Source organism: Tatumella sp. JGM94 (assembly GCF_018257595.1).
Taxonomy (GTDB): domain Bacteria; phylum Pseudomonadota; class Gammaproteobacteria; order Enterobacterales; family Enterobacteriaceae; genus Tatumella; species Tatumella punctata.
Genome location: NZ_JAERJN010000005.1, coordinates 53428 through 79292 on the forward strand (window position 1 = coordinate 53428; position 25865 = coordinate 79292).

Consider the following 25865-nt stretch of genomic DNA (forward strand, 5'->3'; position numbering starts at 1 on the left):
ATCCTGTTACTTGCAGACAAGAGTATGACAGCCAGCGCAGGCTTTTACAGCCTTTTTTCGCTAGCCAATTGCATAAGTCCGGGATAAAACTCAGAAAAAAGCTGATCGAGGGCGGCGTAGTTGTCGGTAAAATCCTGATAAGAGTGGCGTAACTTTTCCAGTTTAGGTCGTCTTTTGGCCATTCCTTGTAACACGACTTCCAGCCGCTCTTTACGGGCATATTTTTCCAGCCACCGTTCAGGCCACATCCACTGATTCAGGGCGCGAAATTCTGCCGGGGTACGGGTTAAAAACGGCCGGATTTGTTGTTCCGCCTGATCACAAAAATCGCCCAGCGCGATGTCCGGACAATAAAGGTTCCAGTCGCGGGCGAGGAAATGATCCCAGATAACGTCCAGAGTGACGGGCGATACGCGGCGGGTTTCCTGACGGAATAGCTGGCGGGCGGCACGCACTTCCGGCAACTGGTCGGTCATGCTGTCGAGCCGGCGGTGCAAACGAATACCATCAGCCACCGGAACATCCCACTGCTGCGAGGGGTCGCCACGGACAAAATCAGCCATCAGATTCCCTAACAGAGAGCTTTCTGAGAGGGTGGCAAGGTGCAGGTGCGCTAGAAAATTCATAGGCTATTATAGGCAAATCTTTAGCGTCACAGCCAGTGGTTCAGTAATGGCTGCTTTTCCGCTACACTATGTCGCCTGTTTTTTTGCCCGGAATATTCCGCCATGCGCGTAGCTGATTTTAATTTTGACCTGCCAGAGTCATTAATTGCTCATTATCCCCAGCCCAACCGGAGTGGTTGCCGTCTGCTATCCCTTGACGGTCCCGGCGGAGAGGTGACTCACGGGGTTTTTACCGATGTCCTGGACAAGCTGAACGCCGGTGACTTACTGGTTTTCAATAATACCCGCGTGATCCCTGCGAGGGTATTTGGTCGTAAAGCCAGTGGCGGTAAAATTGAAGTACTGGTTGAGCGTATGCTGGATGATCACCGTGTGCTGGCCCATGTCCGTGCCTCAAAAGCGCCTAAACCCGGCAGTGAATTACTGCTGGGGGATGATGAAAGTATCAGCGCGACTATGGTCGCCCGGCACGATACGCTATTTGAAATCGCTTTCAGGGATGACCGGGCAGTGCTGGATATTCTTAACCAGGTCGGTCATATGCCCCTGCCGCCGTATATCGATCGGCCAGACGAAGAGTCTGACCGGGAGTTGTATCAGACCGTGTATAGTGCCCGGCCGGGAGCGGTTGCGGCGCCGACCGCAGGGCTGCACTTTGATGAGCCGTTGTTACAGGCCCTGCGTCAGAAGGGCGTGGAAATGGCCTTTGTTACCCTGCATGTCGGGGCGGGGACCTTCCAGCCGGTCAGGGTGGATACCATTGAAGATCATAAAATGCATTCTGAGTATGCAGAAGTGCCTCAGGATGTGGTGGATGCTGTTCTGGCCTGTAAAGCCCGGGGTAATAAAGTGGTTGCGGTCGGCACCACCTCGGTACGTTCTCTGGAAAGTGCTGCCCGCGCGGCTGAACAGGCATTAATTGCCCCGTTTTTTGATGACACGCAAATTTTCATCTATCCGGGATATCAGTATCAGGTGATTGATGCTCTGATCACTAACTTCCATCTGCCTGAATCAACCCTGATTATGCTGGTATCGGCGTTTGCCGGGTACCACCAGACAATGGAGGCCTATCGTCAGGCCGTAGAGCAGCAATATCGCTTTTTCAGCTATGGCGATGCGATGTTTATTACTAAAAACCCGGCCGCTGCTGAGCAGCAGGTCGGGGAGTAAACCTGCGGCTGGCCAGGTGTCAGCCGTTATCCGGATGTTTAATTATTAACATCAGACTGTTTCTCTGGTGGAGGTTGTGTGAAGTTTGAATTAATGAACACCGAAGGCCGTGCCCGTCGCGGCCGGTTAGTATTCGATCGTGGTGTGGTGGAAACGCCGGCGTTTATGCCGGTCGGGACTTACGGCACGGTCAAAGGGATGACTCCGGAAGAAGTCAGAGATACGGGTGCACAGATTATTCTGGGCAATACTTTTCATCTGTGGCTGCGTCCGGGTCAGGAAATTATGAAGCTGCACGGTGATCTGCATGATTTTATGCAGTGGCAGGGGCCGATTCTGACTGATTCCGGCGGCTTCCAGGTCTTCAGTCTCGGGGATATTCGTAAAATCACCGAAGCAGGTGTGCATTTCCGTAACCCGATTAACGGCGATAAGATTTTCCTCGACCCGGAAAAATCCATGGAAATTCAGCATGATCTCGGTTCTGATATCGTGATGATTTTTGATGAGTGCACCCCTTACCCGGCGGATCACGACTATGCAAAACGCTCTATGGAGATGTCTCTGCGCTGGGCGAAACGCAGCCGTGACCGTTTCGATGCACTGGGTAACAAAAATGCATTGTTCGGTATTATCCAGGGCGGTGTTTACGAAGATTTACGAGATGTCTCTGTTAAAGGGCTGGTAGATATAGGATTTGATGGGTACGCTGTGGGCGGTTTGGCTGTCGGTGAGCCGAAAGAAGACATGCACCGCATCCTTGAACATGTCTGTCCGCAGATTCCGGAAGACAAACCCCGCTATCTGATGGGGGTGGGTAAACCGGAAGACCTGGTGGAAGGTGTGCGCCGTGGTGTGGATATGTTCGACTGTGTGATGCCAACGCGTAATGCCCGTAACGGCCATCTGTTCGTTACCGACGGGATTGTCAAAATTCGTAATGCGAAGCATAAAGACGATACTTCCCCGCTGGATGCCGAATGTGACTGTTATACCTGTCGTCATTACAGCCGTGCATATTTGCATCACCTGGACCGTTGTAATGAAATTTTAGGCGCAAGACTGAATACTATTCACAATTTGCGTTACTATCAGCGTCTGATGGCGGGTTTACGTAAAGCTATTGAAGACGGTAAATTAGAGCACTTTGTGGCTGACTTTTACCAAAGGACCGGCAAAGACGTCCCGGCCCTGAACGTTTGACTATAAATCCAATGAGGGAAATTTAATGAGTTTTTTCATTTCTGACGCAGTTGCTGCTGCCGGTGCTCCGTCTCAGGGAAGTCCGTATTCTCTGGTGATCATGCTGGTGGTTTTCGGATTGATTTTTTACTTTATGATTTTACGCCCACAGCAAAAACGTTCTAAAGATCATAAAAAACTGATGGACTCGATTGCTAAAGGCGATGAAGTACTGACTAACGGCGGACTGGTCGGCCGTGTCAGTAAAGTTTCTGATACCGGATATGTGGTTATTGCGCTTAACGATACGACTGAAGTCGTGATCAAACGTGATTTCGTAGCTGCCGTTCTGCCGAAAGGCACAATGAAGGCGCTGTAATTTTTTCTCCCCTAAGGGAATTGCCGTGTTAAACCGTTATCCTTTGTGGAAGTACATCATGCTGATCGTGATCCTTATCGTCGGTCTGGTATATGCACTTCCCAACCTGTATGGAGAGGATCCGGCCGTGCAAATCACTGGTGCGCGGGGTGCCGCCGCCAGTGAGCAAACGTTGGATCAGATCCAGAATATTCTCCGCCAGGACAAGATCCAGAGCAAATCCATTGCCCTGGAGAATGGTGCCATTCTTGCCCGTTTCTCTAATACTGATATCCAGTTACGTGCCCGTGAAGCACTGGTCAGCGGATTAGGCGAAAACTATGTTGTCGCCCTGAACCTGGCTCCGGCGACACCGCCATGGTTAGCCATGCTGTCTGCCGAACCGATGAAACTGGGGCTGGATTTACGGGGCGGTGTTCACTTCCTGATGGAAGTTGATATGGATACTGCACTGGGCAAGCTGCAGGAACAGAACTCAGACAGCCTGCGCAGCGAGTTGCGTGACCAGAAAATCCCTTATACCACCATTGGTAAAGCCGATAACTATGGTGTCACGATCAGTTTTGCTAACCAGACTGACCGTGACCGTGCCATCAGTTATCTGAGCCCGCGCCATAATGACTTAGTGATTAAGAGCAACGGCAGCACTGGTTTAAGTGCCGTGATGACCGATGCCCGGATGAGCGAAGCCCGTGAGTATGCGGTACAGCAAAATATTAATATTTTGCGTAACCGTGTGAACCAACTGGGTGTTGCCGAACCTCTGGTTCAGCGTCAGGGTTCTGATCGGATTGTGGTCGAACTGCCGGGTATTCAGGATACGGCCCGTGCTAAAGAAATTCTTGGTGCGACGGCTACCCTGGAATTCCGTCCGGTCAATACCAGTGTCGATGCGGCTTCTGCGGCGCAGGGACGTATTCCCGGCGACTCAGAAGTGAAAATGACCCGTGATGGCCAGCCGGTTGTGCTGTACAAACGAGTGATTCTGACCGGTGACCATATCACTGACTCTACCTCCAGCATGGATGAGTACAATCAGCCTCAGGTAAATATTTCCCTCGACAGTGCCGGTGGAAACATGATGTCTGATTATACCAAAGATAATATCGGCAAACCGATGGCGACCCTGTTTGTGCAGTATAAAGACAGTGGTAAGAAAGATGCCAAAGGCCGTGCGATTCTGGAGAAAGAAGAAGAAGTGATTAACGTGGCGAATATTCAGTCACGTCTTGGAAACAGCTTCCGTATCACCGGTATCAATAATCCGAACGAAGCCCGCCAGTTATCTTTACTGTTGCGTGCCGGTGCGCTGATTGCACCGATTCAGATTGTTGAAGAAAGGACCATTGGCCCGACGATGGGACAACAGAATATCAACCAGGGTCTGCATGCCTGCCTGTGGGGACTGATTGCATCCATTCTGTTTATGGTTATCTACTACAAAAAATTCGGTGTTATTGCCACCTCGGCGTTAATTGTAAACCTGATACTGATTGTCGGTATCATGTCCCTGCTGCCGGGTGCGACACTCACTATGCCGGGTATTGCAGGGATTGTATTGACCCTTGCGGTGGCAGTAGATGCTAACGTATTGATTAATGAACGTATTAAAGAAGAACTCAGAAATGGCCGCAGTGTTCAGCAGGCGATTCATGAGGGATACCGTGGTGCGTTCTCCAGTATCGTTGATGCCAATGTCACAACCCTGATCACCGCGATTATCCTGTATGCAGTCGGTACCGGATCAATCAAAGGATTTGCGATTACGACGGCCATTGGTGTGGCGACCTCCATGTTTACAGCGATTGTGGGCACACGTGCTATCGTGAACCTGCTGTATGGCGGCAAACGTATCAATAAGCTGTCAATTTAGGAGTGGGTAATGGCACAGCAATATGATGTTGAGCAACTAAATTATGGCCGTAAAGTGTATGACTTCATGCGCTGGGATTATCTGGCCTTCGCCATTTCCGGGTTACTGCTGGTAGCTTCTGTGATTGTTATGGGCGTCCGTGGCTTTAACTGGGGCCTGGACTTCACCGGTGGTACTGTTATTGAGATCACTCTCGAAAACCCCGGTGAACTGGATACTATGCGCCAGGCGTTGCAACACGCCGGCTTTATGGAGCCCCAGGTCCAGAACTTTGGCAGCAGCCGTGATGTCCTGGTGCGGTTATCGCCAAACGCCGGTAATTCCGGCCAGGAATTAGGCAATAAAGTGGTGTCTGTGATTAATCAGGCAACCCATCAGACGGCGGTGGTCAAACGGATTGAGTTTGTCGGTCCGAGTGTCGGCAGTGACCTGGCGCAGGCCGGGGCAATGGCGCTGCTGGTGGCACTGATTTGTATCCTGGTGTATGTCGGTTTCCGTTTTGAATGGCGTCTGGCGCTGGGGGCGGTACTGGCCCTTGCCCATGATGTCATCATTACTATGGGGATACTGTCTCTGTTCCATATTGAGATTGACCTGACGATTATCGCGTCTCTGATGTCGGTGATCGGTTACTCTCTGAATGACAGTATTGTGGTATCGGACCGTATCCGTGAGAACTTCCGTAAAATCCGTCGCGGAACGCCTTACGATATCGTCAACGTATCACTCACCCAGACCCTGAGTCGTACCATTATGACGTCGGCGACCACCCTGGTGGTTGTTCTGATGTTGTTCCTGTTTGGTGGTGAGTTGCTGAGAGGCTTCTCTCTGACCATGCTGATTGGTATTACTATCGGTACTGTGTCCTCTATTTATGTGGCTTCCGCGCTGGCGCTGAAGCTGGGCATGAAACGTGAACATATGCTGGTGCAGAAGGTCGAAAAAGAAGGTGCTGATCAGAAATCGCTGCTTCCTTAGTCGCGGTTTCCAGCGGTTCTGATAAAAAAGGCAGCCTGATGCTGGTCACTTAAGGTGACCAGCATTGTTTTTAAAGGGGGCCCCCCGGGTTGCCTGTTCGTGTTCCGGCTGACGTCCCGGCGGCAGTTTCAGCATTCCCGGATGGCGGTACATGTGTTTCAGATGCTCCGGAACACCCCGATGAAACAGCCGTAATATCACTCTGCTGATACTCAGTTGGCAGGCCAGACAGTCCCCCTGACAGTTTTTATCTGGCCATTTCCGGTAATTTACTTCGCTGCGTTCACCGGTTACCAGACTCTGTCTGCTGTGCCAACGCTGACTAAACATGAAACCCTTTTATACCAGACAGTGGATCGTTTAACCGCTCGTTAAACGATCGGCATGGGTCTGTGCTGGCTGAACTGATGAGCAGGTTAATAAATCAGTAACGGAGTTTCTGTATAAGACTGAATCAGAGAGTGAGGATCCGCCGGTTTCGGTAACCCACAGTAAACAGTGATGTGAATAGTGATAAACAGGGCACTGACGGTGCCCTGATCGTTTTTTTAAAGAATGACTGACAGACTCTAAAGATCGTTTTTCACGACCACCTTATCCGCACCCGGCAAAGAATACACATTTTCCTGATACCACTTCTCAGACAATTTCGCCAGCGTACCATCTTGTTTTAGCGACCGGAGGATATTATCAATCTTACTGATCAGTACCGGGTCTTCCCCTTTTTTGTACAGAACAATGGTCGGAAACAGACCGACACTGGCTGAAGCTTTGATATTTAAAGGTACTTTCCTGATCAGTGACAGGTAGCCACCGATAGGATAGACAGCAGCGTCATATTCACCTGAATCGACCGAGCGGAACATATCTAAAGCGGATTCTTCACCTGAAGGTGTCAGCGTAATCGGGGTTGCCGGATGCGCACGGTTGTACTGCTCAATGACAGTATAACGGGCATCATTAACATTAATCGGGTTTAGTTTTTTATGCTTTTTGGCAATATCGTCCAGCGAGTTGATACTGTTATCATCTTTTCTTACAATCAGCCTTAAATCACTGATGCCGGTAGGCTGATGTGAATAATCAAAACTTTTTGCACGATCTTTATTCAGATAAAAATGGTTTGATGAAAGATCGTAAGCGCCCGTTTTGAGTCCGGTCAGAATAGCATCCTGAGACACGGTGCTGTAGGTGAATTTATATTCCGGCAATTTCTTCTGAATAATTTTCAGCAGATCACCATCATAACCTGAAATGACTCCGTTCTCATCCACATAAGAGAATGGATAGTTATTGCTATCCATAGCGACATTTATCTGTTGCGTAGCTGCCTGAGCAAAAGAGTAAAACGATGATAATGCCAGCCCTGAAACTATCAGAGCGCTTGCAAGTGACTTTTTAAATGACATGAGTATTCCTTTTAATATTTTGCCAGTGTTTTTTTAATAATAAGATCGATAGCGTTTGAAAAAAACAAACCCAGGACAACAAACACAATATAAACAATCAGGTAGGAGCCGACATAATTAAATGTCCGGGCTGAAATGATATTCGATTTAGCAACCACATCAATGACCCCGATGGTGGAAGCTAATGCCGAGTCTTTAATCAAATCCATTATAACGTTACAAAATGCCGGACTATTCGTGGCCATCATTTGTGGAAAAATAATTCGCCGAAAACTGCTGAACTGGGGAAGATTAACGGTTCTGGCAGCTTCTGATTGCCCGCTGTCTACTGAAAACCAGGCAGAACGAAAAAACTCAGAAAAATAACCAGAGTATACAAATACCAGTGAAGCAATTGCCGCCACATCCGCGGGTAATTTCAGTTTCCAGGCAGATACTCCGTGAATACCCATCATGTTAAATACCGCAACCAGCAGATAAGGCAGGGTATAAAATACCATATACATCAGAACAATAACCGGGATGGAACGGGTCAGTGACAGGTAAAGGAAAATAATATTCTGCCAGCGACGGTGTTTTACCTTCAGACTTATAAGGCAAACCACTCCGCCGGCAATCAGTGAGAATAACAATGATAACAGAATAATTTGCAGCGTTTCGCCTAATCCGCTAAGGATAAATGGCGTGGCGCTGAATAAAAATGACATATTCATACTATTTACCCGTAATGATCTGGTATTTATTTTCCAGAATCTTCAGCAGACCAGCAATGATCATACTGAGTAACCAGTAAATCAGTAGCGTGCTTATAAATGACTGAATTTGTAGCATTCCATAACTGGCATTAGAAATTCGCTTCGCCAGACCGAACACATCATTAATCCCCACCAGATTCACCACGGAAGTCATTTTTACAATGGTAATCAAAAGATTGGCAAAGCTTGCCACCGAAATTACACAAGCCTGCGGTAAAATGATTCTAAGAAACCCGGTCAGTGGCGGAATATTACTGGCAGTAATAGCTTCTGCCTGCCCGCTATCAACCGACCGAATTCCCGAGCGGATAATTTCAGAAAAATAAGCCCCGGCAATCGCCGCAATTGCCCCGATGGCATACCAGATGTCACGGACAGCAGTGATGTCAGCGCCGGCTTTCTGCAACAGGAATTTGCCGCCAAAATAAAACAGCAGGATAACGATCGGTATAGGCGAAGCTCTCATCACTCCGGTATACAGGCCATACAGAGTTCTGCCCGCCACACCGCATGACCTCAGCGCCAGCAGCAGCAGTCCAGTCACAAAACCAGTCAGCACCGAAAACAGGATAATTTCCAGCGTGGTTCCCAACCCGAGCAATAATTTAATAAAAACTTCGCTGAAGATTTCCATATTAGTAATGCGTTACTTTATCAACAAAGTTACGGGTACGTTGATTTTTCGCCCCATGAAAAATTACCTGCGGCGTGTCAGATTCAATAATTTTCCCGTTTTCCATAAACACCACCTTACCGGAGACTTTTTCGGCAAAGGAAAATTCATGAGTCGAGATGATCATGGTCTGACCCGCAGCGGCAATCTTGCGGATAAGCTGTAAAACACCACCAATATTTTCAGGATCCAGCGCCGATGTGGGTTCATCAAGCAGTAAGATTTCTGGTTGCAAAGCCAGTGCTCTGGCGATACCTACCCGCTGTTTCTGGCCACCGGATAAATTTCGAGGGTATTCGTCGGCTTTGTCAGTCAGCCCCACTTCTTTTAAATAATTAACCGCAATTTCTTGTGCCTTGCGTGCTGCAATTTTCTTGCCGTAAATAATACCTTCGGTAATATTTTTCAAAGCGGTTAGATTATTAAATAAGTTATAGTTTTGAAAGACCATACCCGTTTTCTTCCGGATCTGTCCTTCCTGTTTTTTATTTTTAACCTCAAAGTCAATAGTAGTTCCTGATATTTCAAGGATCCCGCTATCGGCCGGTGATAATAAGTTAAGTGTTCTTAGGAGAGTTGTTTTCCCCGAACCACTCGGGCCAATCAGTGTGATTATTTCTCCCCGCTTTGCTTCCAGTGATACCTGACTGAGAATCTCTTTATTAGCTATTTTTTTCGTAAGGTTACGGGCAGAAAAAATTGTTTCCTGCGACATTATTCGTCTCTCCAGCCAAGATCTTTTGCCACCACGTCGATCAGTAGTTCCAGTGAACGGTTACTTAATCGGTAATCAGGCTCAATAGTGTGTGACTGGAAGGCGATATGAGTCGCACGCTCCAGCACACTGTCTTCCGCCAGTAAACGACCTACCTGGTCCGGGGTACCGTAATAAGCATCTTTAATGGTGGAAAATTCATTCAGGGCACAGTAATCCTGGCTGGCCGGATCGGTATATTTCTCTTCGAATTTTTTGATAAATCTTTCCAGCCATTGCTGGCCCTGACTGTGCTCATCGACGACCAGTACGGTGCGGGACACCATAATTCGCGGTTCCGTCCCTGCGGGTAATGCAGCCAGATAGCTGTCAATAATCCGATGCTGGATAGCCAGTAACGACATCTCTCCTCCGGCCACACGTGGCTGGGTCCGGGATAGCATCAGACCATATCCCGCGGCTCCTGCCTGAGCAGCGCCTTGCTCAGAAAACGTTGCCAGCCAGGTTTTCTGCTGCAAATTTTCCGGCGCCGGATAGAGTTGCTGTTTATTACGCAAAATTTCCTGAAACCGGGCAAAGTTATCACCAAAGATTTTCCGGCGATTCGCGGCCTGTAAACCGAAACCGTTAAACGTGGCATCGGTGGCTCCGCTACCCAGGCCCAGCTCCAGACGCTGGTTATGCAGTAAATTGAGTACGGTAGCGTCTTCAATCACCCGCAGAGGGTTTTCAAAGGACAGGGTAATTACTGCGGTACCGAGAGTAATGTTATTTGTGACCTGACCAGCGGCTGACAGCAGGACAAACGGTGACGGTAAACCACCTTCTTCACGGTCAAAATGGTGCTGTGCTATCCAGGCATTATCGTATCCCAGCTTTTCCGCGAGTATAATTTGTTGCAGTGCAATCAGATAACGTTGCTGTGCAGAGGTATCATCCAGCAGACGGGTAAGAAAGCCTAACTGTTTTTTTTTGCTGACTAAAGACATAACCATACCATTAATTATTTCATTATTTATTTTCCTTTTTTAAATTATCAGTATTAAAAACCTGCCGCAATCCACTGCTAAATAACCTATTTTTCTATTGTTATGTGTTTTTTTGCTTTAGAGGTTTTTTTGATTTTGCTGATTTGTTTTTATGAGCTATTTGGTTTATTCCGTCATTGAATGTGTATTTATTTCACGAAGGATTTGATGCCGGATAAAGATAAAAAATCACCCCGCATTGTTTTTAAAGGGGGGCGCGGATTACTCCGGCTGACGTCCCGGCGGCAGTTTCAGCATTCCCGGATGGCGGAATGTCAGTTCCATTTAAAAAGGGCTCCATGATAAACATGGAACCCTTTTATACCAGTCAGTGGATTTTTTAACCGATAGTTGAATGATTGGCAGTAGTCTGTGCGGGCGGCTTTTTTAATCAGCGGGCCGGCGGATAATCGGGCCGGAACTGATGCACATTGACCAGCAGAGATTGCTGTGACCGGAGTGCTACCCCGTGCAGAGTAAAACGGACTTCACTGCCGGGAGGCAGCCTTTCCGGCTGGTACAATTCCTGCGGTGCCTGTTTCTGTGGCTGTGGGGTGCGGTAGTCCTGTGCCGAAGAGACTACCGACACGATTGCGCTGAGCTGAAAGGGCGGTAATACCTGCGTTCCGCTATTTTTCACCTGCAGCACCGGCTGGCTGCTGTCACTGTCAGACGTCAGTTGCAGTAACAACCTCGCCCTGTCAGCTTCCAGCACTACCGGGCTGCCGGCGGCCGGTAACAGCCAGGCTCCGTGGGTCGATTGTGCATTCAGCCGGTGCTGAAAGGCCAGGGCTGCTGATTGCTCAGACAAATGGCTCAGGGACTGGTTAAGCTGTCCGACCGTTGTGCCCAGCGTCTCTGCCGGACGGACGTTATGACTGCATCCGGCCAGCAGAAGTGAGGACATCACTACACCCGGTAGCGTTTTTTTCATCATCCGGGGTTAATCGCGCGGAATACGCAGTGCCTGGCCGGGGTAGATTTTGTCCGGGCTGGAGAGCATTGGCTTATTCGCGTCAAAGATTTTGTTATATTTACCGGCATCCCCGTAACAGTGCCTGGCAATTGCACTCAGAGTATCGCCGGATTTGACCGTATAAAACTCCGGTGCAGTTTCCGTATCGCTGCTGCTGATTTTGTCATCAACATGGGTGATACCCGCAACATTACCCACCGCAACCAGAATTTTTTCTTTCAGCTCCTGGCTCAGGCCGTCGCCGGAAACAGTGGCTGTGCCGTCGTTTACGGTCACTTTTACTTTGTCGCTGTCCGGTATTCCCAGTTTAGTCAGGTGATCCTGGATTTTAGTCCCTGCATCTGCAGAGACTGCATCCCATAGTTTCTCGCCTGCTTCTTTAACAAAACTAAATAATCCCATCATTCCTCCTCAGGTTTCACGGTCTGTAAAATCGGGCTGCTACTCGTTAAGCATAGCGACTTATGGTTATAAGTAACAATAAGATGATTAGCCAAAAACAATATTACAGTCGCTGAATACATTTAGTTAACCCTGACTTCGCGTTACACTAGCGCTATTCAATATCAGTCTCCGGGAATATGCCATGCATTGTCCGTTTTGTGCCGCAGTGGACACCAAAGTTATAGACTCACGTCTGGTCAGCGAAGGATCATCTGTCCGGCGTCGCCGCCAGTGTCTGGTTTGTCACGAACGTTTTACCACTTTTGAAGTGGCTGAACTGGTGATGCCCAGAATTGTAAAAAGTGATGATGTCCGCGAACCTTTTGATGAAGAAAAACTGTTGCGCGGCATGATGAAGGCGCTGGAAAAACGGCCGGTCAGTGCTGATGATTTGGACAGTGCAGTTCACCGGATCAAAGCTCATTTACGGGCAACCGGCGAACGTGAGGTACCCAGTAAGATGCTGGGTAACCTGGTCATGGATGAATTAAAAATGCTGGATAAAGTCGCGTATATTCGTTTTGCTTCTGTATATCGCAGTTTTGAAGATATTCGTGAATTTGGTGAAGAGATTGCCAGACTACAGGACTGACAGCATGTCTGATGAAAAATATATGGCCCGGGCCCTTGAGCTGGCCAGCCGGGGACGTTTCACCACCGCACCTAACCCGAATGTAGGTTGTGTGATTGTCCGTGAAGGTAAGGTCGTGGGAGAGGGCTGGCACCAGCGTGCCGGTGGTCCTCATGCGGAAGTGCACGCTCTGCGTGCCGCCGGCGAACAGGCAAAAGGGGCAACCGCCTATGTGACCCTGGAGCCCTGCAGCCATTTTGGCCGTACGCCGCCGTGCTGTGATGCCCTGATTGCTGCCGGGGTCTCGCGGGTCGTTGCCGCTATGCAGGATCCGAATCCTCAGGTCGCTGGCCGTGGGTTGTACCGCTTACAGCAGGCGGGGGTTGAGGTCCGCCATGGCGTCATGTCACAGGCGGCAGAGGACATTAATCGCGGCTTTCTGAAACGGATGCGTACCGGTTTTCCCTGGCTGCAACTGAAATTAGGCGCCTCTCTGGACGGACGCACGGCGATGGCCAGTGGCGAAAGCCAGTGGATTACGTCTGCGGAATCCCGTCGTGATGTACAGCGTTTCCGTGCTGCCAGCCATGCGATCCTCAGCACCAGTGCCACAGTGATTGCCGATGACCCGGCACTGACCGTCCGGGCTCAGCAACTGGACAGTGACAGTCTGGCTCTGATGGGCGATAGCCGGGATATTCGTCAGCCAGTCCGGGTGATTATTGACCGTCAGCAGCAGTTATCTCCGGCATTACAGGTATTTTCTCAGCCGGGGGAAAGCTGGCTGATGCGCTCACAACCTGCCGGAGAATGGCCTGAGGACGTGCGACAGTTTGTTGTGCCTCAGCACCAGGGGGGCACCGACCTGGTAGCAATGATGATGCTGCTGGGACAACAACAGATAAACAGTGTCTGGACTGAAGCCGGGCCGACCCTGGCCGGAGCATTGCTGCGTGCCGGGCTGGTAGATGAAGTGATTGTTTATCTTGCCCCGAAGCTGTTGGGGAATGAGGCCAGAGGGCTGTGTGCTTTACCCGGCATGACCGCGTTAAAGGATGCGCCGGCCTTCCGTTTTGAAGATGTGCGCCGTATTGGCCCTGATTTGCGGGTTATTTTACGTCCTGATTAAGAGTTTGCGCAAAAGCGAGAGCAGAGCGCTAAAGAGTATGCTAAAATTCGCCCCCCTTGCCGGGCGACCCAACTAATACCTGAAAGGAAACCTATGAAAATTATTGAAGCTGCAGTAGCAACACCCGACGCAAATATTGCCATTGTGATTGCCCGTTTTAATAACTTTATTAATGACAGCCTGCTGGAAGGTGCGATTGATGCGCTGAAACGTATTGGTCAGGTGAAGGCTGATAACATTACTGTGGTCTGGGTTCCGGGCGCTTATGAATTACCACTGGCAGCCCGTGCGCTGAGTAAAACCGGCAAATATGATGCGGTGATCGCACTGGGAACGGTAATCCGTGGTGGTACGGCTCACTTTGAATTTGTCGCCGGTGAAGCCAGTTCAGGTATCGCCAGTGTGGCAATGAACAGTGATATTCCGGTGGCATTCGGAGTATTAACAACCGAAAATATCGAGCAGGCTATTGAGCGTGCTGGTACTAAAGCGGGTAATAAAGGTGCCGAAGCGGCACTGACCGCACTTGAAATGATTAATGTATTAAAAGCTATTAACGCCTGATTTTAAGGGGAATTTTGTGAAACCTGCTGCTCGCCGCCGTGCCAGGGAGTGTGCCCTTCAGGCACTGTACTCCTGGCAGTTATCCAACAATGACATTGCCGATGTGGAATACCAGTTTCTGGCGGAACAGGACGTCAAAGATGTTGATGTTAACTACTTCCGTGAATTACTGGCAGGTGTCGCGACCAACAGCGCCTATCTTGATGATTTGATGAAACCTTACCTGTCCCGTCGTCTTGACGAGCTGGGGCAGGTGGAAAAAGCGGCCCTGCGTATCGCGCTCTATGAGTTAAGCAAACGCTCGGATGTGCCTTATAAAGTTGCTATCAATGAGGCTATTGAACTGGCGAAAGTGTTCGGTGCGGAAGACAGCCACAAATTTGTAAATGGTGTTCTGGATAAAGCAGCGCCACAAATTCGTCCTAATCGCAAGTAACGATCTTAAGGCCGGTTCTCCGGCCTTTTTTATACCTGTTTTTAACTTACCTGCTGAGTGAACCCGCTTATGTCCTGTGGCGAATTTGAGCTCATTGCTCGTTATTTTAATCGTGTCACCAGTTCCCGTCGCGATGTGGTTAAAGGCATCGGTGATGACTGTGCTTTGCTGGCAGTCCCTGAAAAAAAGGTACTTGCTATCAGTACTGATACTCTGGTGGAAGGTATACATTTTTTACGGGATATTCATCCGTCAGATCTGGGTTACAAAGCGCTGGCTGTTAATCTGAGTGATCTGGCGGCGATGGGGGCTGACCCGGCGTGGCTGACTCTGGCACTGACCCTGCCATCCGCGGATGAAGACTGGCTGCAGGCCTTCAGTGACAGCTTATTTGAGCTGCTGGATTACTACGATATGCAGCTGATTGGCGGGGATACCACCCGAGGTCCGCTGAGCATGACGCTGGGGATCCATGGGCTGGTACCGACAGGACGGGCACTGAAACGCTCAGGTGCTAAACCCGGCGACTGGATTTTTGTTACCGGAACCCTGGGAGACAGTGCTGCCGGACTGTCCCTGTTACAACACCATCATAAAATAGCCGATCCTGCTATCCATGAAGCCCTGATCAAACGCCATCTGCGCCCGGTGCCGCGCATCCTTCAGGGCCAGGCCTTGCGTGACCTGGCAACATCAGCAGTCGACATTTCTGACGGCCTGTTATCTGACCTCGGTCATATTCTCAGAGCCAGCCGCGTCGGTGCCAGGCTGAATATTGATGCTATTCCGCTTTCATCGGCGCTGCTGGACGGTTTTGATAAACCGCAGGCCTTGCGCTGGGCACTGAATGGCGGAGAAGATTATGAGCTATGCTTCACCGTGCCGGAAGTTAACCGCGGTGCACTGGCCGTCGCCCTTGACCATCTGGGGACGGGGTATCATTGTATCGGGCAGATAGCCCCTGAAGCGGACGGGCTGGTATTGCTGGAACAGGGCAAGCCGGTTAAAGCTGACCTGAAAGGATATGATCATTTTGGCAGAAAATAGACGACAAATACTTTCACGTATTCATCTGAGTAATCCCTGGCACTTGCTGGCTACCGGTTTTGGCAGCGGACTGAGTCCGGTCATGCCAGGTACTGCGGGGTCACTGGCAGCCCTGCCATTCTGGTATTTGCTGATCCTACTGCCTCAGGATATTTATTATCTGGTGGTCCTGTTCGGGATTTGTGTGGGTGTTTACCTGTGTCACCGTACCGCGAAGGATATGGGGGTCCATGATCATGGCAGTATTGTCTGGGATGAGTTTATCGGGATGTGGATCACCCTGATGGCGATCCCTAATCATCACTGGCAATGGGTGGCGGCTGGCTTTGTCGTTTTCCGGGTGCTGGATATGTGGAAACCCTGGCCTATTCGCTGGTTTGACCGAAATGTCGGTGGCGGGATGGGGATTATGATTGATGATATTGTGGCGGGGATACTCTCTGCTGCGCTGCTGTTTGTCGTGGCCCGTTATTTTCCGACGCTGTTACCGGTCTGACGCTGTCCTCTTGTGTACCGGAAACTGTACGGACAGGGCAGTCAGCCCTGTCCGCCATCAGGCGGTTACTGGTTCAGCCACTCAGTAATTGCTGACTGAATGCCTTCGGCATCCAGGCCCAGATCCTGACGGATTTCTTCCTGAGTTCCCTGAGGAATAAATTTATCCGGCAGACCCAGATTTAAAACCGGTATCATACGCCGGGCAGCCATCAATACTTCATTCACTCCACTGCCAGCACCGCCACTGATTGCACCTTCTTCCAGCGTCACAATACTTTCATGCTGTCCGGCGATTTGCAGGATCAGAGCATTATCCAGCGGTTTCACAAAACGCATATCCACCAGGGTGGCATTCAGGGCCTCTGCTGCGGCTTCTGCTTCCGGTAACAGGGTACCGAAGTTAAGAATAGCCAGTTTCTCGCCCTGGCGTTTAATCACCCCTTTACCCAGCGGCAGTAATTCGGCAGCACGGCTATCCAGCCCGCGACCAGTCCCCCGCGGATAACGGACCGCGGCCGGCCCCTGCTGATAGTGGTAGCCCGTATGCAGCATATCCCGGCATTCATTCTCATCACTGGGTGTCATGATCAAAAGCCCGGGGATACAACGCAGGAAAGCAATATCAAATGCGCCCTGGTGAGTCTGACCGTCAGCACCGACAATGCCGCCACGATCGATAGCAAACAACACCGGCAGTTTCTGGATCACCACATCATGGATCAACTGGTCATAAGCACGTTGCAGGAAAGTTGAGTAGATAGCGACTACCGGCTTATATCCACCCACAGCCAGACCGGCAGCAAAGGTCACCGCATGTTGTTCAGCAATCGCAACATCAAAATATTGCCGCGGATATTCCCGTGAAAAACGCACCATTCCGGACCCTTCACGCATCGCCGGAGTCACAGCCATCAGCTTACTGTCTGTCGCCGCAGTTTCGCATAACCAGTCACCGAAAACCTGCGAGTAGGTTGGCGTGCCACCCTTGCTCTTGGGTAACTCCCCCCTCGCCGGGTCAAATTTAGGCACAGCATGCCATGCAATAGGATCTTCTTCTGCCGGGGCGTAGCCTTTGCCTTTTTTAGTAATGATATGCAGGAACTGTGGTCCTTTCAGGCTGCGCATATTGGTTAATGCGCTAACCAGTCCTGTGACATCGTGCCCGTCCACCGGACCAATATAGTTAAAGCCCAGTTCTTCAAATAACGTCCCCGGAGAAACCATCCCTTTCAGGTGCTCTTCGGTGCGTTTTACCAGTTCTTTAATCGGGGGCAGGCCGGTCAGTACCCGTTTCCCGCTTTCACGCAACCATGAATAAGTTTTACCGGACAGGATCTGTGCGACACGGTTATTCAGTGCGCCGACATTTTCTGAGATAGACATGTCGTTATCGTTCAACACAACTAACATATCAGGCTTGATATCACCCGCATGGTTCATGGCCTCAAACGCCATTCCGGCGGTCAGGGCTCCATCGCCAATCACACAGACAGTACGGCGCCCGGCGGCTTCTTTTTCTGCGGCAACCGCCATTCCCAGCCCGGCACTGATGGAGGTGGAAGAGTGTCCGACACTCAGCACGTCATGCTCACTTTCTTCACGCCACGGAAACGGATGCAGGCCATTTTTCTTACGGATAGTCCCGATGCGGTCACGGCGACCGGTCAGAATTTTATGCGGATATGCCTGATGCCCTACGTCCCAGATCAGGTGATCAAAAGGGGTGTTATAGACATAATGCAAAGCCACCGTCAGTTCCACGACCCCCAGGCCTGAGGCAAAATGTCCGCTGGACTGGCTGACACTGTCAAGCAGGTACTGGCGTAACTCATTGCACAGGGCCGGGAGTTTCTCTTTTGGCAATAGACGTAATTCCTGCACTGTGCCTGCCAGCGCCAGTGTCGGGTATTGGGTGGTATCAAAACTCATCAGTGACTCATTATAGATGTTATTTATCACGTTCAATTATATAACCCGCCAGGGCCCTTAATAAGGCCGTATCTAAAGATTGTGCGGCGAGTCGATCCAACGCTTCTATGGCTTCCTGGTGTAAAAGCCGGGCTTTCGCCCGCGCACCGTCCAGCCCCAGTAATGCCGGATACGTGCTTTTTCCCAGCGCCAGATCAGCGCCCTGGCGTTTACCGATAACGTCTGTATCGCCGACAACATCCAGAATGTCATCCTGCACCTGAAAGGCAAGGCCGATGGCATTGGCGTAACAGTCGAGGTCCGGCAGCAGGGCTCTGCCGCGTTCACCGGCAGATAAAGCCCCGAGCCGGACGGCGGCGCGGATCAATGCGCCGGTTTTATGGCGGTGGATAGTTTCCAGCGCCTCTAAAGAAACGGACTGACCTTCGGCGGCCAAATCCAGTGCCTGACCACCACACATCCCGCCGGCACCACTGGCGGCAGCCAGTTCAGAAATCATTGCCAGCCGTGACTGGTCTGAAACACCCGGCATTGGCTTGTCAGCCAGTGCCGTAAAGGCGACAGTTTGCAGGGCATCACCGGCGAGTATTGCTGTATCTTCACCGAATGCGATATGGCAGGTGGGTTTACCCCGGCGCAATGCATCGTCATCCATTGCCGGTAAGTCATCATGGATCAATGAATAGGCATGAATACATTCAATGGCCGCCGCCGGAATATCCAGCGCCTGTGGCGGTGTTCCCAGCATTTCGCCGGTGGCATAGACCAGAAACGGACGCATCCGTTTGCCGCCTAACAATACGCCGTATTGCATTGCCTCTGCCAGAGGAGAACTCTGAAAAGGCAGGTCACGCAGTAGTATTGTTAATGCATTATCTACCCGCTGACGGCAGGTGGTGAGTAAGGTCGAAAAATCCATTAATTCTTTTCCGGGCTAAAAGCAGTTAACTCAGCGTCATTATCCGGTTTGAGCAGGATTTGTACCCGTTGCTCGGCTTTTTGTAACGTTTGCTGACCGGTTTTTGCCAGTTTAACCCCTTTTTCGAATTCATTCAGGGCTTCTTCTAACGGTAATTCCCCCGTCTCCAGACGCCGGACGATAGTTTCCAGTTCCTGTAAAGCGCTTTCAAAGCTGACAGAGGGTTCGGTTTTTTTTGGCATAGTCAGTACCGGCTCAATGAGTTATTTAATCATTTGTGGTCGCTTATGGTAGCTGACCATGAACGATTAGCAAAATGATCAATGTGACGGAGGTAGCAGAAGCAGACTCTTAACAAAGGTGATATACTTGTGCATCCTGGACGCGGGACAAGAAATTGCCGCCCGCAGTACCCTGATTTTAACAGTTAAGTGTGTATTTATTAACACTTATTTCCCAGAATAAGCCTGTGCCGCCATGAAGTTTATCATAAAACTGTTTCCGGAAATTACGATTAAGAGTCAGTCCGTACGACTGCGTTTTATTAAAATTCTTAACGGAAATATTCGCAATATCCTGAAAACCATCGACGAAGAAATTAAAATCGTTCGTCACTGGGACCATATTGTTGTCCGCTCTAAGCGGGAAGATCTGAAACCGGTTATCGCCGAAGAACTGACCCGTATCCCCGGAATCCATCATATTCTGGCGGTTGAAGAACAGACCTATACGGATGTCCATAATATCTTTGAGCAGACTCTCGCTTTATACGGTGACAGCCTGCAAGGGAAAACATTCTGTGTGCGCGTAAAGCGTCGCGGTAAACACGATTTCAGTTCCCAGGACGTGGAACGTTATGTCGGTGGCGGTCTGAACCAGAATATTGCCTCTGCTTCCGTGAAACTGACCCATCCGCAGGTGACCGTTCATCTGGAAATTGAAGATGACCGCCTGTTACTGATTACTGAGCGTTATGAAGGTATCGGTGGCTTCCCTATCGGTACCCAGGAAGACGTATTATCCCTGATTTCCGGCGGGTTTGATTCCGGGGTTTCCAGCTATATGCTGATGCGCCGTGGCTGCCGTGTACATTACTGCTTCTTTAACCTCGGCGGAGCAGCCCACGAGATTGGCGTACGTCAGGTCGCACACTATCTGTGGAACCGTTTTGGGCGCTCGCACCGTGTGCGCTTTGTGGCGATCGATTTTGAGCCGGTAGTCGGTGAAATCCTCGAAAACGTTGATGACGGTCAGATGGGGGTGGTACTGAAGCGGATGATGGTACGTGCGGCCTCTATGGTGGCAGAGCGCTATGGTGTCCAGGCGCTGGTGACCGGTGAAGCCATTGGCCAGGTCTCCAGCCAGACCCTGACTAATTTACGTCTGATCGATAATGCCAGTGATACGCTGATCCTGCGGCCACTGATTTCCCATGACAAAGAACATATTATCAATCTGTCCCGAGAGATCGGTACTGAAGACTTTGCCCGCACTATGCCGGAATACTGCGGTGTGATTTCCAAAAGCCCGACGGTCAAAGCCATCAAGAGCAAAATTCTTGCCGAAGAGGAGAAGTTTGACTTCAGTATCCTTGATAAGGTGGTGCAGGAAGCCAGCAACCTCGATATCCGGGAAATTGCAGAGCAGACCGCCGATGAAGTGGCTGAGGTCGAGACAGTAGCATCCTTTGCCGGGAATGACAGTATTCTGGATATCCGTTCCATCGATGAGCAGGAGGACCGGCCTCTGCGTGTCGGAAATGTTGATATTCAGTCACTGCCGTTCTATAAGCTGAGCAGTCAGTTCGCGGGACTTGACCAGAGCCGGACCTGGTTATTGTATTGTGAACGCGGAGTGATGAGCCGTTTGCAGGCCCTGTACCTGCACGAGCAAGGCTACACCAATGTGAAAGTTTATCGTCCTTAACCGTATGTTGTGCTAAAAAAGCCCGCGCCAGTTCACTGCCGCGGGCTTTTTATTAGCTGCCGGTTTCCTGATAATTATAGATACCGGGGGCCAATACCAGTGGCTCAGCAACTGCCCTGGCGGTGTCATGTCCCGCCAGCAAATCAATTAATTTCAGCGCAAAATCTATCGAGGTGCCCGGCCCCTGGCTGGTCAGCAGGTTAACCCGTGGATCCCAGACAACCCGGCGCTCCATCCATTGTTGCGAAGGGATTAATGACTGTAGTCCGGGGAAACCGGTCATGTTTCCGACGGGGAAAAGGTTGTGGGCTGCCAGCACTTTGCCCGGGGCGGCACAGATGGCGGCAACGATTCTGCCGGTCACATGAAACTGACGTACGGTTTCAATTAATAGCAGGCTGTCACTGAAAGTTTCAGCACCCCGATCGCCGCCCGGCAGAACCAGTGCGTCGAAAGGCTGGTCTGCGACCGACACCAGTGTGGTATCGCATTGCAGACGGACTCCCCGCGAACAGATCATCAGTGTTTCGCCGTCACTTTCCACACTGGCTGTGGTGACCTGAATCCCGGCCCTGACCAGCAGATCGATAACCGTTACGGCTTCTGTTTCTTCACTACCATGTGCCAGGCATACCAGCACTGATTTGGGTGTGCCCATGGGCAGACTCCTTAGATTTTACAAGTTGATATAAGGTCCGGTGCGCCGGGAGAGCAATGCCGAATTCCGTGGCCTTACGCAACAGATAACCGGTGATATAGTTAATTTCGGTGCTGCGGCCTGCCTGGATATCCTGCAGCATCGACGAGTAATTTCCGGCGCTGTGTTCTGCTACATGAATCACGTTACTTTGTAATTGCTGTGCATCGGCGTGCAGATTTGCTCTGGCCATCACTGCCGCCAGTTCTTCACAGAGCTGGCGGATCTCGTCCTGATGCTGTAACAGCCCGCCGTTCCTGCAATTATATTTAATGGTTAGCGGGTTAATAACGCAATTTATCGCCAGTTTCTGCCAGCATGCAGGCAGAATATCATTGTGCCAGGCGACATCCGGTAATGCAGTATGCATCAGGTCAGCTAACGGGCTGAGCTGGCTTTCATTACGTGCCACGGGGCCGATATGGGTAATACCGTGGGAGACATGAATAACCTGTCCGCGGCTCCGGTACGACGAGTGAGTGGTGATAGCCCGTAATACGGGCTGATTGAGTGCCGGTAATTCGTCAATAACCCCCATACCATTATGCATCAGCACGATAGTGCACTGGGCCGGCAGCCGCGGCAGCAGCTGCTGAATCGCATTTGAAATCTGTGCGGCTTTCAGGGTGACCAGCAGCAGTTCTGTTTCGGCTAACAAGGCCGGGTTATTGGCCGGAAAAATATGGCGGTATACTTCACCTTCAGGGCTGGTGATATGGACGGTGGTATGGGGATGGGCCACACGTAACCAGCCTTGTACCTGATGCCCCTGACGGCTCAGGGCGGAAAGCCAGATTTGTCCTAAGGCACCGCAGCCCAGTACGGTTATATTCATGGTTACTCCAGGGTGTCAGCAGCGGTAAACCGTTTTTTAGCCAGCGAATGCCCTTTTCTGAAGCGGGGCATTTTTTTACCGCGTCAATCTGCGTATTATGCATGGCAAACCAGAGTCAGGAGAAGTAAAGATGCCATCTTTCGATATTGTTTCTGAAGTAGAACTTCAGGAAGTGCGTAATGCGGTGGAAAACGCCAGCCGTGAACTGTCCACCCGTTTTGATTTTCGTAACGTTATTGCCAGCGTTGAATTAAATGAAAAGAACGAAACCATTAAGGTCAGTTCTGAGTCTGATTTCCAGGTAAAACAGCTGGTCGATATTCTGCGTGAAAAACTGCTGAAGCGCGGCATTGAAGGCGCTGCACTGGAAGTACCGGACGAGATAGAACATAGCGGAAAAAGCTGGACAACAGAGGCCAAACTGAAAAAAGGTATTGAGTCGGATGTGGCGAAAAAAATCGTCAAGCTGATCAAAGACAGTAAACTGAAAGTTCAGACCCAGATCCAGGGCGAATCACTGCGCGTGACGGGAAAATCACGTGATGATCTGCAAGGGGCAATGAATCTGGTACGTAACGGCAATCTGGGGCAGCCGTTTCAGTTTAAAAACTTTCGCGATTAATCGATAGCAGTCATAAAAAAAGCGCGACCCTTCCGGCGTCGCGCTTTTTTTTGCCTGTCGGCTGACAGGGCAGGGCATTAAGCGGGCTGCGGCTGATAGTCTGCAACCAGGGTTTCCAGCGCCTCGCGGCTGGTTACTTTGCTGTCAATTTTCACATAAATGCTGTTTTCTGCCGGTACCATCATCACCGAAGAGACTCCCGGCACCGCCGCCAGTTTTTTTTCCAGTCCTGCGGCATGTTGTAAATTACCGGACACCAGACGCAGGCTACTGACGTAGGGGGGCTCTTGCATGGTCAGGCTGACCAGCAGCCAGACAACGGCCAGCAACGTGCCTGCCAGGAATACGGTTTGAGCATCAATATGGCCAAAAATCCAGCCACCGAGGCTACCGCCAATCGCAACCCCGATAAACTGGCTGGTGGAGTAGACGCCCATTGCCGTGCCTTTATAGCCGGCCGGTGATTCCTTACTGATCAATGAGGGGAGAATGGCTTCCATCAGGTTAAAGGCAAAGAAAAAGACCTGTACTCCGACAACCAGGGTCCAGAAGTGGGTGCCTGCGCCCCACAGAATAATTTCGGCGATCACCAGTAGCGCAACACAGCTGACAAAGACCGCCTTCATCTTACGTTTTGCTTCGGCAATGATAATAAAAGGCAATACGGCGACAAAGGAAATCAGCATGGTGGCCAGGTAGACTTTCCAGTGCTCTGACGGAGGCAGACCGGCATTTTCGAATTGTCCCGGCAGTGCTACAAAACTCGACATCAGCAGAATATGCAGGCACAGGATACCGAAGTTCAGTTTCAGCAGGCGCGAACTGCCAAGGACTTTTCTGAAACTGCCTTTAACCATCCCCGACTCGCGGTTAAGCATATGGCCGGTGGCAGAAGGGACTATCAGTAAAGTAATAACGATACCCGCTGCCGCAAGGATAGCTATCATCCAGAACAGCGCATGTAATCCCAGTAAATGGGTGACTACCGGGCCGACGACCATCGCAATAGCAAAGGTGATGCCGAAGCTGATACCGATAAAAGCCATCGCTTTGGTACGATTTTGTTCGCGGGTTAAATCTGATAACAGGGCCATAACCGCGGCGGCGATTGCTCCGGAACCTTGTAAGGCACGGCCGAGGATGATGCCCCAGATTGAACTGCTGAGGGCCGCAATTATACTGCCGAGGACAAACAATAATAAACCACCGACAATTAATGGCTTACGGCCAATACGGTCTGACAGCAAACCGAAAGGGATCTGGAAGACTGCCTGAGCTAAGCCATAGATACCAATCGCCAGACCTATAAGTGTTTCTGATGCTCCCTGCAGGGCCATCCCGTAAGTGGTCAGCACTGGCAGAACCATAAACATTCCAAGCATTCTAAGGGAAAACACCGTGCCAAGGCCCCATGTCGCTCTTAATTCGAGGGGCGTCATTTTATTATCGTTCATTAAAACCTCTTTTCATTTCCTGACGCTATAGTAAGGGGCGAAGCCTGACGGGTAAAATAATAGTTCTTAACCAGAGGTAACAAAAAAGAAAAAAGGCGCGAGATTCGCGCCTTTTTTGCCTCGGGTCCGAGGGGGGTTACCACACGTAAGTCAGTAAATCTTTCGATGCCGGGGTCATAAAATCGACAGACATCATAACGCTAAGGGCTGTGATAGCGACAATCGAAAATACAAACAGCTTACGTGCCCAGACACGATCGTCATTACTGCTTTTATAGCCGGTCAGGGCCATTCCCAGCCACCAGACGCTGACTGCTGCGGCAACTACCAGATATTTATAGCCTGCATACCCCCCGAGAGACAGCATCAGGGTCGCAATCATAAACGCCAGAATATATAAGGTGATATGATTTTTCGCCACCGAGATACCTTTCACGACCGGCAGTACCGGAATATTTGCCGCCTGATAATCTTTAAAACGGTAGATGGCAATCGCATAGGAGTGGGGCATCTGCCATAAACTAAAGATAGCGAGCAAAATAAGGGCACCGGCATCAAACTCATTACTTACGGCACAATAACCGATCACCGGAGGCGCAGCCCCCGACAGGCTGCCGATTAATGTACCGTACACCGAGTGACGCTTCATATACAGGCTGTAGATACCGACGTATACAATGAAACCAGCCACTGACAACCACATAGCCAGTGGGTTGGCGCCAAAGTACAGCAACGCAAAGCCAGCAATACCTAATAAGGTTGCATAAACCAGACTGGTTTTCGCGGAAATGAGCCCTTTTACCAGCACCCGGTTCCTGGTTCTCTCCATTTTTCGGTCTATGTCGCGGTCAATCACGTTGTTAAACACGCAACCTGATGCAACCACCAGTGATACACCGGCCAGTGATATGAGAAACAGGGTGTAATTAATGCTGCCTTTCGAGGCCAGCAGAAAACCCCCTATCACAGAAATTAAATTTCCGAAAATAATTCCTGGTTTTGTAACTTGCAGGTATTGCTTAATCAT

Annotated in this window: 28 protein-coding genes; 13 read left to right on the forward strand and 15 right to left on the reverse strand. The window is 50.3% G+C overall.

All coding sequences use genetic code 11. The features are described 5' to 3' along the window. Window positions 1-44 precede the first annotated feature (44 nt). A complete protein-coding gene (locus JK216_RS05140; RefSeq protein WP_212707905.1) occupies window positions 45-626 on the reverse strand; it encodes an ACP phosphodiesterase in 582 nt (193 codons plus the stop codon). Window positions 627-728: 102 nt separating this feature from the next. On the opposite strand from JK216_RS05140, the gene queA reads away from it, so the two are divergent. The 5 genes from queA (at window position 729) to secF (ending at window position 6211) form a co-directional block, all read left to right on the forward strand. Next, window positions 729-1799 carry a tRNA preQ1(34) S-adenosylmethionine ribosyltransferase-isomerase QueA gene (queA, locus tag JK216_RS05145; protein WP_212707906.1) on the forward strand — a complete coding sequence of 357 codons (1071 nt, stop codon included), beginning with the start codon at window positions 729-731 and terminating at the stop codon, window positions 1797-1799. Window positions 1800-1877: 78 nt separating this feature from the next. Continuing rightward, window positions 1878-3002 carry a tRNA guanosine(34) transglycosylase Tgt gene (tgt, locus tag JK216_RS05150; protein WP_212711069.1) on the forward strand — a complete coding sequence of 375 codons (1125 nt, stop codon included), beginning with the start codon at window positions 1878-1880 and terminating at the stop codon, window positions 3000-3002. 25 nt (window positions 3003-3027) lie between these two features. Beyond that, the gene (yajC, locus tag JK216_RS05155) at window positions 3028-3360 is read left to right on the forward strand and encodes a preprotein translocase subunit YajC (RefSeq protein WP_212707908.1); all 333 of its coding nucleotides are present in this window, start codon (window positions 3028-3030) and stop codon (window positions 3358-3360) included. A 25-nt stretch (window positions 3361-3385) separates the two neighbouring features. Further along, window positions 3386-5233: a protein translocase subunit SecD gene (gene secD, locus JK216_RS05160; RefSeq protein ID WP_212711070.1), complete on the forward strand. Its 1848-nt coding sequence runs from the start codon at window positions 3386-3388 to the stop codon at window positions 5231-5233. Between the two features lie 9 nt (window positions 5234-5242). Further along, entirely contained in the window at window positions 5243-6211 is a 969-nt protein-coding gene (gene secF, locus JK216_RS05165) for a protein translocase subunit SecF (protein WP_212707910.1), read from the forward strand. A 569-nt stretch (window positions 6212-6780) separates the two neighbouring features. Here the strand turns inward: secF and JK216_RS05170 are convergent. The 7 genes from JK216_RS05170 to lysM all read right to left on the reverse strand — a co-directional run bounded on the left by JK216_RS05170 (window position 6781) and on the right by lysM (window position 12169). After that, window positions 6781-7620 carry a transporter substrate-binding domain-containing protein gene (locus JK216_RS05170; protein WP_212707911.1) on the reverse strand — a complete coding sequence of 280 codons (840 nt, stop codon included), beginning with the start codon at window positions 7618-7620 and terminating at the stop codon, window positions 6781-6783. 11 nt (window positions 7621-7631) lie between these two features. Continuing rightward, window positions 7632-8333, reverse strand: a complete 702-nt coding sequence (locus JK216_RS05175) for an ABC transporter permease subunit (protein WP_212710683.1) — start codon at window positions 8331-8333, stop codon at window positions 7632-7634. Window position 8334: 1 nt separating this feature from the next. After that, a complete protein-coding gene (locus tag JK216_RS05180) occupies window positions 8335-9009 on the reverse strand; it encodes an ABC transporter permease subunit (RefSeq protein ID WP_212707913.1) in 675 nt (224 codons plus the stop codon). A 1-nt stretch (window position 9010) separates the two neighbouring features. Next, window positions 9011-9763 (reverse strand): amino acid ABC transporter ATP-binding protein, encoded by a 753-nt coding sequence (locus JK216_RS05185; protein ID WP_212707914.1) that lies wholly within the window; start codon window positions 9761-9763, stop codon window positions 9011-9013. Then, a complete protein-coding gene (locus JK216_RS05190; protein ID WP_212707915.1) occupies window positions 9763-10752 on the reverse strand; it encodes an LLM class flavin-dependent oxidoreductase in 990 nt (329 codons plus the stop codon). Before JK216_RS05190 ends, JK216_RS05185 begins: the two co-directional genes overlap by 1 nt. A 430-nt stretch (window positions 10753-11182) precedes the next feature. Further along, the gene (locus JK216_RS05195) at window positions 11183-11698 is read right to left on the reverse strand and encodes a DUF3251 domain-containing protein (protein ID WP_212710680.1); all 516 of its coding nucleotides are present in this window, start codon (window positions 11696-11698) and stop codon (window positions 11183-11185) included. Window positions 11699-11734: 36 nt separating this feature from the next. After that, window positions 11735-12169, reverse strand: coding sequence for a peptidoglycan-binding protein LysM (gene lysM, locus JK216_RS05200; protein WP_212707971.1), 435 nt, complete (start codon window positions 12167-12169; stop codon window positions 11735-11737). Between the two features lie 184 nt (window positions 12170-12353). Here lysM and nrdR point away from each other — a divergent pair, with 184 nt between their 5' ends. The 6 genes from nrdR to pgpA all read left to right on the forward strand — a co-directional run bounded on the left by nrdR (window position 12354) and on the right by pgpA (window position 16454). Further along, the gene (nrdR, locus tag JK216_RS05205; protein ID WP_212707917.1) at window positions 12354-12803 is read left to right on the forward strand and encodes a transcriptional regulator NrdR; all 450 of its coding nucleotides are present in this window, start codon (window positions 12354-12356) and stop codon (window positions 12801-12803) included. Window positions 12804-12807: 4 nt separating this feature from the next. Then, the gene (ribD, locus tag JK216_RS05210; protein WP_212707918.1) at window positions 12808-13911 is read left to right on the forward strand and encodes a bifunctional diaminohydroxyphosphoribosylaminopyrimidine deaminase/5-amino-6-(5-phosphoribosylamino)uracil reductase RibD; all 1104 of its coding nucleotides are present in this window, start codon (window positions 12808-12810) and stop codon (window positions 13909-13911) included. Window positions 13912-14004: 93 nt separating this feature from the next. Next, window positions 14005-14475: a 6,7-dimethyl-8-ribityllumazine synthase gene (ribE, locus tag JK216_RS05215; RefSeq protein ID WP_212707919.1), complete on the forward strand. Its 471-nt coding sequence runs from the start codon at window positions 14005-14007 to the stop codon at window positions 14473-14475. A gap of 16 nt (window positions 14476-14491) precedes the next feature. After that, window positions 14492-14911, forward strand: coding sequence for a transcription antitermination factor NusB (nusB, locus tag JK216_RS05220; protein ID WP_212707920.1), 420 nt, complete (start codon window positions 14492-14494; stop codon window positions 14909-14911). Window positions 14912-14980: 69 nt separating this feature from the next. Continuing rightward, window positions 14981-15958, forward strand: coding sequence for a thiamine-phosphate kinase (gene thiL / locus JK216_RS05225; RefSeq protein ID WP_212707921.1), 978 nt, complete (start codon window positions 14981-14983; stop codon window positions 15956-15958). Next, on the forward strand, window positions 15936-16454 hold the full coding sequence (gene pgpA / locus JK216_RS05230) for a phosphatidylglycerophosphatase A (protein ID WP_212707922.1): 519 nt from the start codon (window positions 15936-15938) through the stop codon (window positions 16452-16454). The genes thiL and pgpA overlap by 23 nt, the downstream gene beginning before the upstream one ends. Window positions 16455-16519: 65 nt before the next feature. On the opposite strand, the gene dxs is transcribed toward pgpA, so the two are convergent. From dxs to xseB, 3 genes are read right to left on the reverse strand one after another with little or no spacing between them, the layout of a single operon-like run. Next, entirely contained in the window at window positions 16520-18385 is a 1866-nt protein-coding gene (gene dxs / locus JK216_RS05235; protein ID WP_212707923.1) for a 1-deoxy-D-xylulose-5-phosphate synthase, read from the reverse strand. A 19-nt stretch (window positions 18386-18404) separates the two neighbouring features. Next, on the reverse strand, window positions 18405-19304 hold the full coding sequence (gene ispA / locus JK216_RS05240; protein ID WP_212707924.1) for a (2E,6E)-farnesyl diphosphate synthase: 900 nt from the start codon (window positions 19302-19304) through the stop codon (window positions 18405-18407). Next, on the reverse strand, window positions 19304-19546 hold the full coding sequence (gene xseB / locus JK216_RS05245; protein ID WP_212707925.1) for an exodeoxyribonuclease VII small subunit: 243 nt from the start codon (window positions 19544-19546) through the stop codon (window positions 19304-19306). The genes ispA and xseB overlap by 1 nt, the downstream gene beginning before the upstream one ends. 235 nt (window positions 19547-19781) lie before the next feature. On the opposite strand from xseB, the gene thiI reads away from it, so the two are divergent. Further along, window positions 19782-21230 (forward strand): tRNA uracil 4-sulfurtransferase ThiI, encoded by a 1449-nt coding sequence (gene thiI, locus JK216_RS05250; RefSeq protein WP_212711071.1) that lies wholly within the window; start codon window positions 19782-19784, stop codon window positions 21228-21230. A gap of 52 nt (window positions 21231-21282) precedes the next feature. On the opposite strand, the gene yajL is transcribed toward thiI, so the two are convergent. Next, window positions 21283-21888 carry a protein deglycase YajL gene (gene yajL / locus JK216_RS05255; RefSeq protein ID WP_212707927.1) on the reverse strand — a complete coding sequence of 202 codons (606 nt, stop codon included), beginning with the start codon at window positions 21886-21888 and terminating at the stop codon, window positions 21283-21285. After that, on the reverse strand, window positions 21845-22762 hold the full coding sequence (gene panE, locus JK216_RS05260) for a 2-dehydropantoate 2-reductase (protein WP_212711072.1): 918 nt from the start codon (window positions 22760-22762) through the stop codon (window positions 21845-21847). The genes yajL and panE overlap by 44 nt, the downstream gene beginning before the upstream one ends. Window positions 22763-22892: 130 nt before the next feature. Between panE and JK216_RS05265 the strand changes: the two genes are divergently transcribed. After that, on the forward strand, window positions 22893-23384 hold the full coding sequence (locus JK216_RS05265) for a YajQ family cyclic di-GMP-binding protein (RefSeq protein WP_212707929.1): 492 nt from the start codon (window positions 22893-22895) through the stop codon (window positions 23382-23384). Window positions 23385-23461: 77 nt separating this feature from the next. On the opposite strand, the gene JK216_RS05270 is transcribed toward JK216_RS05265, so the two are convergent. Further along, entirely contained in the window at window positions 23462-24838 is a 1377-nt protein-coding gene (locus JK216_RS05270; protein ID WP_212707930.1) for an MFS transporter, read from the reverse strand. Between the two features lie 136 nt (window positions 24839-24974). Beyond that, window positions 24975-25865 (reverse strand): heme o synthase, encoded by an 891-nt coding sequence (gene cyoE, locus JK216_RS05275; RefSeq protein ID WP_212707931.1) that lies wholly within the window; start codon window positions 25863-25865, stop codon window positions 24975-24977.